Below are 14,002 nucleotides of genomic sequence, written 5' to 3'. Positions count from 1 at the left end.
GGTCGCGCGAGGCGACCCAAATTGTCCAGGAGTAAAGCATGCGTAATCTGATCATCAGCGCCGCACTCGTCGCTGCCAGCCTGTTCGGCATGACTGCCCAAGCCGCCGAAGCCCCCGCCGCCCCTTATGTCGAACTGAGCAACCCGGTTCCGGTTGCAGTGCCTGGCAAGATCGAAGTGGTGGAGCTGTTCTGGTACGGCTGCCCGCATTGCTACGCGTTCGAGCCAGTGATCAATCCCTGGGTCGAGAAGCTGCCGTCCGACGTGAATTTCGTGCGTATTCCTGCAATGTTCGGCGGCCCGTGGGATGCACACGGCCAGATGTTCCTGACCCTGGAAGCCATGGGCGTCGAGAGCAAGGTTCACGCTGCAGTGTTCAACGCGATTCAGAAAGAACACAAAAAGCTGACCGATAAAGACGACATGGCCGACTTCCTGGCGACTCAAGGCGTAGACAAGGACAAGTTCCTGGCGACCTTCGACTCCTTCGCCATTAAAGGCCAGATCGTCAAGGCCAAAGAACTGGCCAAGAAATATGAAATCTCCGGTGTCCCAACCATGATCGTCAACGGCAAGTATCGCTTTGACGTGGGCTCTGCCGGCGGTGCCGAGCAAGCGCTGCAACTGGCCGACAAACTGGTCGACAAAGAGCGAGCGACTATCAAGGCTGTTGCCCACTAAGCGCGAGGCCTGCCATGCGCCGCTGGGGTACTGAACGCGTCGTTGGCCTGCATGATCCGCAGGTCAACGAGCATCACCTGGAATCGACGGGCCTGCCCGCAGACAGTCGTCTGCGCTTGCTCAGCTTCAATATCCAGGTCGGTATCAGTACCGAGCGGTATCGGCACTACCTGACCCGGGGCTGGCAACACCTGTTGCCGCACACCGGGCGTGCCGACAATCTGCAAAAGATCGGCAATCTGCTGGGCGACTTCGATCTGGTTGCACTGCAGGAAGCCGATGGCGGCAGCCTGCGATCCGGCTACGTCAATCAAGTGGAACACCTGGCGCAACTCGGCGCCTTCCCCTACTGGTATCAACAACTCAATCGCAACCTCGGTCGTCTCGGCCAGCACAGCAATGGCGTGCTCAGCCGCCTGCGCCCGTGGGCGATTGAAGATCACCCGCTGCCGGGGCCCAAGGGTCGCGGGGCTATCCTGGTGCGCTTCGGCGAAGGTCCGGAATCGCTGGTGGTGGTCATGATGCATCTGGCGCTGGGCGCACGCACCCGCAGCATGCAACTGGCTTACATCCGCGAGTTGATTGGCGGCTATAAACACCAGGTGCTGATGGGTGACATGAACACTCATGCCAGTGATCTGCTGCAAAACTCCCCGTTGCGCGACCTCGGCCTGCTGGCACCGCAACTGGAAGCGACCTTCCCCAGCTGGCGCCCGCAGCGCTGCCTGGACCACATTCTGCTGAGCCCGACCCTGACGCTGGAAAAGGTCGAAGTGCTGGCTCAACCCATTTCCGATCACCTGCCGGTCGCGGTAGAAATTCGTCTGCCGGGTTCGCTCACGGCCGATGCATTCCCCGCGTTGAGTCCTGCCCCTCGCGGAACCCCTGAATGAGCGACGAAGCACAGCGCTGGAAAGAGAAATACCTCAAAAGCATCGAACAACAGGAAAAACTCGAGCGTCGCTGGGACGCCCGGCTCGACTTGCTGCGGCGCGGGTTGGTGCGCAGTACGCTGGCGGCCGAGGGCACTGACCGCGCTGTTGACCAGTGCATGAAGGAAATGCGCGAGGTCATCCGCACCAATGACATGGATGCGGGCCTGGCGGCGCTGCTTCCGCGACTGGAAAAAGCCGTACTCGACTCCGAACAGCGTCGCGAAACCCGAGTCAATCAGACCAGTGCCGCGCTGACCTCGCTGGTAACGCAACTGCAAACGTTGCCGTTGCCCCGGGAAGTGAGCCGGCCACTCAAGAACTTTGCCAAAACCCTGGACGGACGCGTCAGCCAGGCGCGCGAGATCCCGTTGCTGCTCAGCGAACTGAGTGGCCTGCAAGGCAAAGCCTTGAATCAGCTGGAGACCCCGACAGAACCCGGTCGTCCGGGCTTGCTGCAACGACTGTTCGGCAGTCGTGAAGCGGATGAAGCCACTCCGGAAGCTGCGGCTTCGCAGGTCCAGGCATCCGCTCCAGCGCCTGTAGAAGCCATTGCTGCTTTGCCTGCCGAGACGCCGCGAGTCGCCGTCGAATCCGCACCAGTCGCCGCTGAGCCACCAGTAACCGCGCCTGACACGCACGCGGCCGCACCCGAGCCGCCAGTGATCGAAACGCCGACAGACGCCCCGCCGCCTGCCGTCGTGACGTTTGTCCCGCCAGTTGTTGAGCCTCAGCCAGCGCCCGAAGTGGAAACACCGGCCCAGCCGCAGGCTCAACAACCGGAACAACCCGCACCCGCCGCGATGACACCGGTTGTCGAGGCTCAACCGCCTGGCAATCCCGACGAACTCACCCCGGTGGTGCTTCTCGACAGCTTGCCCCTGCCCTCGCCCGTGACCCAGGCGCTGGCCGCCATCGATCCGGAACAACCTGAACACGATATTCTCTACGCCCTTCCGGACTCGCCCGAGCCGTCCTACAGCTCAGTGGCCAAGCACATCGAAGACACGCTACTGGGCCTGCTCGACGACCTGTCGCTACCCGAACGTCACCGCCCACAAGCCGAAGCGATGCGTGATCGCCTGCAAAACGGCTTGAACTGGTACGAACTGCTGCCGATCCTCGACGATCTCGCAACGTTGATGCTGGCGATCAACAACAGCGGACAGCACGAGTTCGAAGTTTATTTGCAGCAACTCAACGAACGCCTCGAGTCGTTCCAGAGCAACTTGCAAGCCGCCAGCGATGGCCATGCCGACAACCAATCTGCGGCACGGCAAATGGACACGCAGATCCGCGAACAAGTCGACGGCTTGCAGAGCAGCATGCAGGAAGCCGCTGACCTGGACGACCTCAAGCATGTGCTGGAGAACCACCTCGAAGGCCTGTTGGGCACCATGGACCAACACCAGAAGCAGCGCGACGAACGCGAACAGGAAGTGGCCGCCCGCCTGAAAGGCCTGGCCGAACGGGTGGCGCACATGGAGCAGGAAGCCCAGGGTTATCGCGAACATCTTGAAGAGCAGCGCCAGAAAGCCTTGATCGACCCGCTGACCGGGCTGCCGAACCGGGCGGCCTGGAGCGAGCGGCTCGACCACGAAATCCATCAGTGGCAGCAGCACGGCAACACCCTTCTGCTGGCCATGCTCGACCTCGACCATTTCAAACGCATCAACGATAACTATGGTCATCTGGCGGGCGACAAAGTGCTGAAAATCATCGCCACGGTGTTGCGCAAGCGCCTGCGCGGGACAGATTTCATTGCACGTTTTGGCGGAGAAGAATTTGTCCTGTTAATGCCCGGTACCGTGCCGGCCGTCGGCGCAAAACTGTTGGAAAGCTTGCGAGCGGCGGTCGAAGCCTGCCCGTTCCATTTCAAAAGCGAGCCGGTGACCATCACCATTTCCATGGGACTGACAGCGTTCAAACCCGGCGAACACAGCGATCTGGTGCTTAAAAGAGCCGATCAGGCGCTGTATCGCGCCAAACATGCCGGGCGTAACCGAGTGGAACTGGGCTGACAGCCAATTGTTCCATTTTGTTTAAAAGCTCGCGCCGACCATTCTCGCGCAAGGCAGTACGTTACACTGTTGCATTACTGTCTTGCGCGTACTGCCTCTACCATGAAATTTCTCACCCTCTTCGTGTCGCTGATCCTGTTGGCCGGCTGTGCCAGCGGACCTCGGTTCGACACCAGCCATCCTTCGGCCAATCACGACAGCCGCGTTCAATTCGTGGTGGTGCATTACACCTCGGCATCGCTGGAGCGTTCGTTGCAACTGCTGACCCACGGCGAAGTCAGCAGCCATTACCTGATCGGCGACGACACAAACGCCACTATCTATAAGTTGATGGACGAGAACCAACGGGCATGGCACGCCGGAGAGAGTGAGTGGCAGGGTCGGACCTGGTTGAATTCCAGCTCCATCGGCATTGAAATCGTCAACCCAGGATTCAAGGAACTCCCGACCGGAGGGCGTTACTGGTATCCCTACAGCGAAGCTCAGGTCCAGTCCTTGATCGTCTTGCTAAAAGACATCAGCAAACGTCACGCCATCAGCCCCCACAGCATTATCGGCCATAGCGACATCGCGCCATTCCGCAAGCTGGACCCGGGGCCGCTTTTCCCCTGGAAGCGCCTGGCCGCCGAAGGCCTTGGTGTTTGGCCAGACGAGCAGGCCGTGGCGCGGCAACAAGTGCAGTTCGACTCGAAACTGCCGAGCGTCAGCTGGTTTCAGGCACAGTTGGCCCGCCTCGGTTACGCCACGCCGCAAACCGGCGAGCTGGATGTGGCAACGCGTCACGTGATCGGCGCCTTTCAAATGCATTTCCGGCCGTCGCGCTTCGACGGCATGCCGGATGCGCAGACAGCTGCACTTCTCCAGGTGTTGAATCAGACAAAATAATGACGCCCGCCCGACGGTGCGGGCTTTTTCTCAATCAGCAGCTATAACTCATTGGTAATTCTTCGGATATTCCCATATGCCTGCTGCTCGAGAGACGCTTCGTAGCTGGTTCTATCGCCCGTGGTTTTTGGCGATGCTGGCGGCCGCCCTGAGCAGCGTGTTGCTATTGGCGCTCAGCCTGTTCGTGGCCATTCATCAGATCGAGCAGAACGAAAGTCTGGAAATGAACGCGCAAGGTGAGCGATTCCTTTCGCGCCTGGAGCAGTTGTTCGGGCAACTGCGCGAAGGCCTTGATGATCTGGAGGCCCAACCGCTGCGAACCTGCGACAAAGACATGATCGCCACTTTGCAGCAGGTCACCTTCAATTACCGCTTCGTTTACGAGGCCGCGTATATGGATGCCTCGAAGATCTGCTCCAACCGACCGAGCCAGGAAGGACTGTCGCTGACACGAGCACCGGACATTCAAGACCCCACTTACAGTTATTGGCTGAACACCACCACCGAACCTGATGAAAACCGCGCCGCACTCATGCTCGGACGGGGCAACTTCCGGGTCGCAACCTCTCGCGGACATTTGACCGACATGGTCGACCTGTCGCCGGGCAGCAGTCTTTTGGTGATACTCGACAACGGCACCCGCGCGATTCCGGTGCTGGGCTCCCCGCAAGCCTGGCCACCGACCGTGCCTTGGCCACCGAAAAGCAGCGAAGCCTTGCAAGTCACCCCGACTCGCTTGATTTACCTCATGCCGACCAAAAGCCCCGAATACCAATTGGTGCTGATCACCCCGCGCACCGCCGTGAATGTGCCCACCGCCTGGTGGTGGCTGGTGCCGGCCAGCCTGGCATTGGGAATACTGGTGGGTTTCATGGTGTTTCTGCTGGTGCGTCAGCGGCAATCGCTGGACGCCGAATTGACCGGTGCGATACGACGTGGCGAGTTGCAGGTGTTGTATCAACCGATCTTCGACCTCGACAGCCGCAACTGCGTCGGAGCCGAAGCCTTGCTGCGCTGGCGCCGGCCGGATGGCACCCTGACCAGCCCCGACCTGTTCATTCCGATGGCGGAGAACACCGGGCAGATCCGGCAGATGACCGACTTCGTCCTGCAACGCCTGCTGGAGCAGTTGGGGCAGTTGTTGCGGGCCAATCCGCAACTGTACATCTCGGTCAACCTCGCAGCGTGCGATGTCATGGTGCCGCGAATCGGTCAGGTGATGGCGCGCCTGCTGACCTTGCACCGGGTCGCGGCCAAGCAGATTGCCTTTGAGGTGACCGAGCGGGGATTGATTGACGTGGTGGTGGCCCGGGAAAATTTGCAGGCCTTGCGCGATGTCGGGCATCAGGTATTGATCGATGACTTTGGCACCGGCTATTGCAGCCTCGCCTATCTGCAAACCCTGCCGGTGGACTGCCTGAAAATCGACAAGGCGTTCATCGATGCGCTGGGGCATGACGCCGCCAGCAGTGGCGTGGCGCCGCATATCATTCACATGGCCCAGTCGCTTCACTTGAAGGTGATTGCCGAAGGGATCGAACATGAAGCCCAAGCCGCATTTTTGAGCAGCGAAGGGGTGAAGTTCGGTCAGGGCTGGTTGTTCGCCCATGCATTGAGCGCCGTACAGTTCATCGAGCTGATTACCCGGGGTCGGCGACTGGCCGGCCGACGCCTGGATGACGAAGCGTAAACGCGCGTTAAACCGCCAACGCCATGTAGAACTGCGTGCCCTGCCCCGGCCGCGAATAAACCCCCATCCGCCCACCGTGCAACTGCACGATTTCCTTGCACAACGCCAGGCCGAGCCCCGCGCCACCCTTCTTGCGCCCGACCTGCACAAAAGGCTCGAAGATCCGCCCCTGCTGGCCGTAGGCGATGCCCTCGCCATTGTCCTCGACGCTGATGATCACCCGCTCCCCATGACGTCGTGCCTGCAAGCGTATCTGGCCGTCAGGGCCGGTATGGCGCAAGGCGTTGTCGATCAGGTTGTCGAGCACACGGTCCAGTTGCGGTTGATCGGCCTGCAACCACGGTAACGGACCTTGCACCTCTACCAGCAGGTTGATGCCCTTCTCTTGCGCTGTATCAGCGAACCGCGACCGGGCCCGCTCAAGCAGCTCCTCGATGGAACACGGCGCCAGCGAGAGTTTCTGCAGACCGTTCTGGTAGCGGGAGAAGTTCAGCAAGTCGTTGATCAGTTGCATCAAACGCTGCATCTCTTCATTGACGGTGTCCAGCAGGTCCGCTTCTCGCGAGTCCTGCGCAAAGTGCGTGCGCTCCCGAAACAGGCCGAATGCCATGTGCATCCCGGTGACCGGCGTTCGCAGCTCATGAGACGCACGCAACACGAACTCGCTGCGCACTCGCTCGAAAGCACGCTGCTCGGTGACGTCATGCAACACCATGACCGCGCCCAGAATCTGGGCCTGAGTATGACTGACCGGTGTCAGGCTGTACGTGAGCAACCGCGACTCGCCATCGACCTGGATACTCAGGTCCTCCGGCGCCCGCTCCAACGTGCCGCCACGCAGCACCAGTTGCAGCTGTTGATCCAGCTCGGGGCGTTCGAGCGCGGCACCCAGCCCCTGACCAAGACGATCGGTGTCCCAACCCAACTGGCGCTGCGCCACCGGGTTGAGGTGTTCCAGATGGCCGTCGCGGTCGATCATCAGCAGCCCGTCATCAATGCTATCGAGCACCGCCTGCAAACGCTGCTGGCCGGCGAGCAATTCGTCGATATTAGTGGCCTGATGCTGACGCAGAGCCTCGGCCATGATCCCGAAACGCTTGGTCAGCAGATTCATTTCCACTGCCGAGGAAATCGGCAGGGTTACCTCGAAATTGCCTTGGCCGATGTTGTCGGCGGCCTGGGCCAAGGCCTCGATCGGTTCGCCGAAACGACGTGCGATCGCATGAGCGGTGACGAAACCGATGATCAGCACCGCCAGCCCGACCAGACCGAGCAGGCCGGCAATCAGCAGCGCTCGTTCCCGCGCCTGACGTTGCGTTTCATTGATGGTATCCAGCGCTCGCTTTTGCTCGGTAATCAGCCCGTTGCGCAATACGTTGAGTTTTTCGGCGAGGTCTTCGTTGCCACTCAGTACATGGGACGGATCGTGTGCCTGGTCCAGCGCCTGAAGAAACCGCAGGTAATCGTCCTTGGCCTGCCTGAAACCGTGTTGGCCGCTCTCTTGATTCTGCTCATGGGTGATGCCTTCATCCACCAACTGAAGATAATGCAGCCTGGATGTTTCAAACGCCGCTGGATCCGATTTTTCGCCCAGCATGAGGATCAGTTGATCGCCCAGGGTCTGGCGCATCTTCAGGCCCAGATCCAGGGTGACGAAATTGTTGCGAATCAGCGCTTCCTGGGTTCCCGCCATCTGCATCACGCTGACCAGACCGAGCAAAAGCCCCAGCAGCGCCACGGTGATCAAGGCGGAAATACTCAGAAAAAGCCGAGTACGCAACTTCATCGCCAGTTTCATCGCGCAGGGCTCACAAGTTGTACTGCTTGCGTTTGCGGTAGAGCGTCGAAGCGTCGATGCCGAGCGTCTTGGCGGCCTGATCCAGGGTGTCGGCGGTGGCGAGGACCGCACCGATGTGGGCCTTCTCCAGTTCATCCAGGCTCAGCGCAGCGCCGATGCGTGGCGCATTGTTGACCGGGGTTTCGGCCATGCCCAAGTGGCTGATTTCAACCCGCTCCTGTGGACAAATAATGCTCGCCCGCTCGACCACGTTGCGCAGCTCGCGGATGTTCCCGGGCCAGCGATAGCTGAGCAGCGCTTCACGGGCTTCTTCACTGAAAACCCGCGCGGGACGTGCGTATTCCTTGACGAACCGGGCCAGAAAACGCTCAGCCAGGTTCAGAATATCTTCCCGCCGTTCGCGCAGCGGTGGCAGGTGCAAGGTGATGACGTTCAGGCGATAGAGCAAATCTTCACGGAAACGACCGTCGCGGACCATGTCTTCAAGATTGAGGTTGGTGGCCGCGAGGATGCGCACATCGGCACGGCGGGTGACCGGATCGCCGACGCGTTCATATTCTTTGTCCTGGATGAAACGCAGTAATTTAGGCTGCAACGTCAGGGGAAAATCGCCGATCTCGTCGAGAAACAGCGTTCCGCCGTCAGCCTGGTTCACTCGCCCGAGCGTGCTCTCACTGGCGCCGGTGAACGCGCCACGGCTGTGACCAAACAACTCGCTTTCCATCAGTTCGGCGGTCAGCGATGGGCAGTTGATGGTGACGCAGGATTTTTTCGCACGCTTGCTCCAGCCGTGAATGGCCTGGGACAGTTCACCCTTGCCGGTACCGGACTCGCCGAGGATCAGGATGTTGGCATCCGTGCTGGCCACCTGGCGGGCGGTTTCAAGCACCACTTTCATCGCCGGGCTGTGGGAATCCAGACCGTCCTTGGGTTTGCGCACTTCACCTTCCAGCGCCTCCAGACGGGCCGACAGTTGCCGCACTTCCAGTTGCTTGGCGGTGGCAAGGCGCAATTGATCGGGGCTGCACGGCTTGACCAGATAATCCGCTGCGCCGGCCTGAATGGCATCCACCGCGGTGTCCACAGCCGAGTGTGCGGTGACAATCACCACGCGCATCCACGGCGCCTGAATGCGCATCTGCGCCAACACGTCGAGGCCATTGTCCTCGCCGAGGCGCAAATCGAGGAAGCACAGGTCGAACACCTGGCGTTGCAGCAGCGCATCGGCCTGCGCCGCGCTGGTGGCGGTGGCGACGCTGTAGCCTTCATCTTCGAGGCAGTATCGGAACGTTCGCAGGATGGCGGATTCGTCGTCCACCAGCAGAATGCGGCCTTGATGCTCAGTGGCTGATTCCATTTTCCTACGCTCCTTAAAGAATGATCTTGGTTTAGTCCCGGAATAATCGGGCAAGTTGCATGGTTGATTCTGGTCGATTCCGGCTACAGCAGGGTAGCTCGCCCCTCACCCTACGGCTAATCACCTGATTTTGTTGTTTTTTTATCAGATAGCCGGTTTTCAGTTGATTCCCCATCTTTCCTTGTGACATCCGCGCCCTCCCCGCAATTCAAAAAAAATGAAAGTTCCTACAAATCCATCGTGCATTACGCACGACTGTGGAAGAGCCATCGTGCAGGATGCGTCCGGCATGATTTTCATGAAATTCATAACTATATGATTTTATTGGTATTTATCGTCGTTAAAAGCTGGCATGCAGGCTGCAACAACCTGATTAACCAGGGCATTCAGAAACGAGGCCCATAACAAGATCACTACAGAGTGGGAGGAGCTTCAGGATGAATCGCCAACGTGCCGCCCAATTGCGTATCTCGCCACTGCATATCCAGCAAGGCCTGTTTGCTGTTCTGGCGCTTTTGATCACCTTGATCGGCGGCCAGCAGTTTCAGCGTTGGGAGCAGAGCCAGCAGCAAGAAGCGCCACGCGTGTCGATTCAGCATCCGACCCAAACCCACTTCAGCGCCGTCAGCAGCAGCTTCGCTGACAGCGCCCCGACGCGAATGATGGATGTCGACCAGGCTCAGCCTGCGGACGAGCTGACACGTCAGGAGCGTTGGGTATTCTAGACACACGAACTTGGCGCGCTCGCGGCGCCGGGAAACGCACCACAAGTAGCCTCTCTAAATAGAAGCGTAAGGAGAATCACCATGTTGAGCTGGGCAATCACATTCTTGATCATTGCCATCATCGCTGCAGTACTGGGCTTCGGTGGTATCGCGGGCACCGCCACGGGTATCGCCAAGATTCTCTTTGTCGTGTTCCTGGTGATGTTCATTGCTTCGTTCTTCTTTGGCCGTCGCGGTCGAGGTTGAAGATGAGCGTTTCACCCAAAACGTTGGCAGCCGCCCTGCTCCCGGGCGGCAGTGCCATCGCGATGGCGGCCAGGCACGGCGAAGAAAACAACTGAAGAAAGATCCGGGCTGGTACCGAATTTGTCACACGAAAGAAGCAACATTGCTTCTCTCCAATGCGCTACCTGAGGAAGGTAGACGCATGACCAAGGGGTCGGGACGTTCTGCCTGTTTCAGGGGCGGAGTGACCTACGGGTACAGGGAGTACCTGCGAAAGGGCCGGGTCAGGAAAAAGCTGCGACGCAAGCTCGTCTTCCCTCAATGGCTCGACGGGCTTGCGAAGAGCTTGCGCGCAACGCTTTGAAATAGAGCGATCCATCCGGTTTCGCTGTTCCAACCTCTCATTCGCACGACTATTCACCGGAAAATACTTTTCCCGGTGTTTCTTTCGTGACCGTACATCGAGAAAAAACCGCCTTATTTTGCAGCGATTTCTCACCTCTGATTGTCGGATTTTTCTGAAATCCCCCTCCCGCACTACTGATCAAAAAACACCCAGCCTGCCCGGAGATGGCCGGTTCACGGCACATATGCCTGCCGAAATGTCATATTCGAACCGTTTGCGACGTCGCTTTCAGTGAAAAAACCTCATGCCGATTCGGCATAGGGTAGGCGTTTACGGCATTAGACGTCGCATCCTTGCATCGGAATAGTTGCGCCTTTTTTCGCCTGCCAGAGAGCCATAAATACTCGCTCCGGGGCACCTTATACGGGGGCAGATGCACAAGACTTTTTCGCCAAAAGCGTTCCAGTTCCCGCATCTGCCTGAGTCAAACGCAAGTAAGGGTAAAGATATGAAGAAGGCAAAGCTTAGCCTCGCCTGGCAGATCCTAATCGGTCTGGTATTGGGGATTGCAATCGGTGCGCTGCTCAACCATTTCAGTGCCGAAAAGGCTTGGTGGATCAGCAACGTTCTGCAACCAGCAGGCGATATCTTTATCCGTCTGATCAAGATGATCGTGATCCCGATCGTGATCTCGTCGTTGATCGTCGGTATTGCGGGCGTCGGTGACGCGAAGAAACTCGGCAGCATCGGCCTCAAGACGATCATCTACTTCGAAGTCGTCACCACCATCGCCATCGTCGTTGGCCTGCTGCTCGCCAACCTGTTCCACCCGGGTGCCGGCATCGACATGAGCACCCTGGGTACCGTGGATATTTCCAAGTACCAGGCGACCGCCGCCGAGGTACAGCATGAACACGCGTTCATCGAAACCATCCTCAACCTGATCCCATCCAACATCTTCGCGGCCATGGCCCGCGGCGAAATGCTGCCGATCATCTTCTTCTCGGTGCTGTTCGGTCTCGGTTTGTCGAGCCTCAAGCCCGAGTTGCGCGACCCGCTGGTGACGATGTTCCAGGGCGTGTCGGAAAGCATGTTCAAGGTCACCCACATGATCATGAACTACGCCCCGATCGGCGTATTCGCACTGATCGCGGTGACCGTGGCCAACTTCGGCTTCGCGTCCCTGCTGCCGCTGGCCAAACTGGTAATCCTGGTTTACGTCGCCATCGCCTTCTTCGCCTTCGTGGTGCTGGGCCTGATCGCTCGCCTGTTCGGTTTCTCGGTGATCAAGCTGATGCGCATCTTCAAGGATGAGCTGGTGCTGGCCTACTCCACCGCCTCCTCCGAAACCGTGCTGCCGCGCGTGATCGAGAAGATGGAAGCCTACGGCGCGCCGAAGGCCATCTGCAGCTTCGTGGTGCCGACCGGTTACTCGTTCAACCTTGACGGTTCGACCTTGTATCAAAGCATCGCGGCAATCTTCATTGCCCAGCTCTACGGCATCGACCTGTCGATCAGCCAGCAATTGCTGCTGGTACTGACCCTGATGGTCACCTCCAAAGGCATCGCCGGCGTTCCGGGCGTGTCCTTCGTGGTGCTGCTGGCAACCTTGGGCAGCGTGGGTATCCCGCTGGAAGGCCTGGCGTTCATCGCCGGTGTCGACCGCATCATGGACATGGCGCGTACCGCGCTGAACGTGATCGGCAACGCCCTGGCCGTGTTGGTCATCGCCCGTTGGGAAGGCATGTACGACGACGCCAAGGGCCAGCGCTACTGGAACTCCCTGCCGCACTGGCGCAGCAAGGAAAAGCTGCCGGTCGGCGAAGTGTCCAACAACTGACGCAGATCCCTGTAGGAGCGAGGCTTGCCCGCGAATAGGGCGCCGCGGTATTTCAGTTAAACCGCGTTATCGTTCTTCGCTGGCAAGCCATGCTCCTACAGGACGCAGTTGCACGTACATTATGTGTACGACGCAATTGCACAAACGAACCCCGGAGAAATCCGGGGTTTGTCGTTTCTGGCTACCCCGCTATCATTCGCCGCATTCTTCGGGGGATTTACTGATGCTCAATGGCCTTTGGCTTGGCTTCTTCATTGTGGCGGCCGTGTCGGCGCTGGCGCAGTGGCTGATCGGCGGGAATGCCGGGATCTTCGCGGCGATGGTGGAAAGCATTTTCGCCATGGCCAAGTTGTCGGTCGAGGTCATGGTCCTGCTGTTCGGCACCCTCACCCTCTGGCTGGGTTTTCTGCGGATCGCCGAAAAGGCCGGGATCGTCGAGTGGCTGGCCAGAGCGCTGGGCCCGTTGTTTCTGCGTCTGATGCCAGAAGTGCCGGCCGGTCACCCCGCCATCGGCCTGATCACCCTGAACTTCGCCGCCAACGGCCTGGGCCTGGACAACGCCGCTACGCCGATCGGCCTTAAAGCCATGAAGGCGCTGCAAGAGCTCAACCCCAGCGACACCATTGCCAGCAACGCGCAGATCCTGTTCCTGGTGCTCAACGCCTCCTCCCTGACCCTGTTGCCGGTGACGATCTTCATGTACCGCGCTCAGCAAGGCGCGCCGGATCCGACGCTGGTGTTCCTGCCGATCCTGCTGGCCACCAGTTGCTCGACCATCGTCGGCTTCCTGGCTGTCGCGTTCATGCAACGCCTGCGCGTCTGGGACCCGGTGGTGCTGGCCTATATGATTCCCGGCGCCCTGATCCTTGGTAGTTTCATGGCGTTGCTGGCAACGCTCTCGGCCACCGCGCTAGCCAGTTTGTCGTCGATCCTCGGCAATCTGACGCTCTTCGGGATAATCATGCTGTTCCTGGTGATCGGCGCGCTGCGCAAAGTGAAGGTCTACGAGGCCTTCGTCGAAGGTGCGAAAGAAGGCTTCGACGTGGCGAAGAATCTGCTGCCGTATCTGGTGGCGATGCTCTGTGCCGTCGGTGTATTACGGGCGTCCGGGGCGCTGGATTTCGGCCTCGACGGTATTCGGCACCTGGTGGAATGGGCCGGTTGGGACACGCGTTTCGTCGACGCGCTGCCGACGGCGATGGTCAAACCGTTCTCCGGCAGCGCCGCGCGGGCGATGCTGATCGAAACCATGAAGACGTCCGGGGTAGACAGCTTCCCTGCCTTGGTAGCGGCGACGATTCAGGGCAGTACCGAGACGACGTTCTATGTGCTGGCCGTGTACTTCGGCGCGGTGGGGATTCAGCGGGCACGGCATGCAGTGGGGTGTGCGTTGCTGGCGGAGCTGGCCGGGGTGCTCGGCGCCATTGGCGTCTGCTACTGGTTCTTCGGCTAACCACAAACCCCTTGTGGGAGTGAGCCTGCTCGCGATGGTGGCAGGAGCAC

The 14,002-nt window shown here is 59.5% G+C and carries 11 protein-coding genes; 9 read left to right on the top strand and 2 right to left on the bottom strand.

Annotated features, from left to right (window positions below; all coding sequences use genetic code 11):
• Window positions 1-38 precede the first annotated feature (38 nt).
• The 5 genes from K5R88_RS21375 (at window position 39) to K5R88_RS21355 (ending at window position 6,208) form a co-directional block, all read left to right on the top strand.
• Window positions 39-680, top strand: a complete 642-nt coding sequence (locus K5R88_RS21375; protein WP_223413966.1) for a thiol:disulfide interchange protein DsbA/DsbL — start codon at window positions 39-41, stop codon at window positions 678-680.
• Between the two features lie 14 nt (window positions 681-694).
• Complete coding sequence (locus tag K5R88_RS21370) at window positions 695-1,573, top strand: endonuclease/exonuclease/phosphatase family protein (RefSeq protein WP_008027651.1); 879 nt, start codon at window positions 695-697, stop codon at window positions 1,571-1,573.
• On the top strand, window positions 1,570-3,633 hold the full coding sequence (locus K5R88_RS21365; protein ID WP_226298313.1) for a GGDEF domain-containing protein: 2,064 nt from the start codon (window positions 1,570-1,572) through the stop codon (window positions 3,631-3,633). The genes K5R88_RS21370 and K5R88_RS21365 overlap by 4 nt, the downstream gene beginning before the upstream one ends.
• Window positions 3,634-3,735: 102 nt before the next feature.
• Window positions 3,736-4,518, top strand: a complete 783-nt coding sequence (locus tag K5R88_RS21360; protein ID WP_226298312.1) for an N-acetylmuramoyl-L-alanine amidase — start codon at window positions 3,736-3,738, stop codon at window positions 4,516-4,518.
• A gap of 76 nt (window positions 4,519-4,594) precedes the next feature.
• Window positions 4,595-6,208, top strand: a complete 1,614-nt coding sequence (locus K5R88_RS21355; RefSeq protein WP_008044710.1) for an EAL domain-containing protein — start codon at window positions 4,595-4,597, stop codon at window positions 6,206-6,208.
• A 7-nt stretch (window positions 6,209-6,215) separates the two neighbouring features.
• Here the strand turns inward: K5R88_RS21355 and K5R88_RS21350 are convergent, their stop codons facing one another.
• Window positions 6,216-8,006 carry an ATP-binding protein gene (locus tag K5R88_RS21350; RefSeq protein WP_226298311.1) on the bottom strand — a complete coding sequence of 597 codons (1,791 nt, stop codon included), beginning with the start codon at window positions 8,004-8,006 and terminating at the stop codon, window positions 6,216-6,218.
• Between the two features lie 10 nt (window positions 8,007-8,016).
• A complete protein-coding gene (algB, locus tag K5R88_RS21345; RefSeq protein WP_008044712.1) occupies window positions 8,017-9,363 on the bottom strand; it encodes a sigma-54-dependent response regulator transcription factor AlgB in 1,347 nt (448 codons plus the stop codon).
• A 437-nt stretch (window positions 9,364-9,800) separates the two neighbouring features.
• Here algB and K5R88_RS21340 point away from each other — a divergent pair, with 437 nt between their 5' ends.
• From K5R88_RS21340 to K5R88_RS21325, 4 genes are all read left to right on the top strand, one after another.
• Window positions 9,801-10,088 (top strand): hypothetical protein, encoded by a 288-nt coding sequence (locus K5R88_RS21340; RefSeq protein WP_008044713.1) that lies wholly within the window; start codon window positions 9,801-9,803, stop codon window positions 10,086-10,088.
• A gap of 81 nt (window positions 10,089-10,169) precedes the next feature.
• On the top strand, window positions 10,170-10,334 hold the full coding sequence (locus tag K5R88_RS21335; protein ID WP_003177151.1) for a DUF1328 domain-containing protein: 165 nt from the start codon (window positions 10,170-10,172) through the stop codon (window positions 10,332-10,334).
• A gap of 833 nt (window positions 10,335-11,167) precedes the next feature.
• On the top strand, window positions 11,168-12,499 hold the full coding sequence (gene gltP, locus K5R88_RS21330) for a glutamate/aspartate:proton symporter GltP (protein ID WP_008044718.1): 1,332 nt from the start codon (window positions 11,168-11,170) through the stop codon (window positions 12,497-12,499).
• Window positions 12,500-12,722: 223 nt separating this feature from the next.
• Complete coding sequence (locus tag K5R88_RS21325; protein ID WP_008027633.1) at window positions 12,723-13,952, top strand: nucleoside recognition domain-containing protein; 1,230 nt, start codon at window positions 12,723-12,725, stop codon at window positions 13,950-13,952.
• Window positions 13,953-14,002: the final 50 nt, after the last annotated feature.

Origin of the sequence: Pseudomonas sp. MM213 (assembly GCF_020423045.1) — a bacterium.
GTDB classification, from domain to species: domain Bacteria; phylum Pseudomonadota; class Gammaproteobacteria; order Pseudomonadales; family Pseudomonadaceae; genus Aquipseudomonas; species Aquipseudomonas migulae.
The sequence above is the reverse complement of the archived record's forward strand: the minus strand, read 5'-3'. Positions and strand labels throughout refer to the sequence as shown.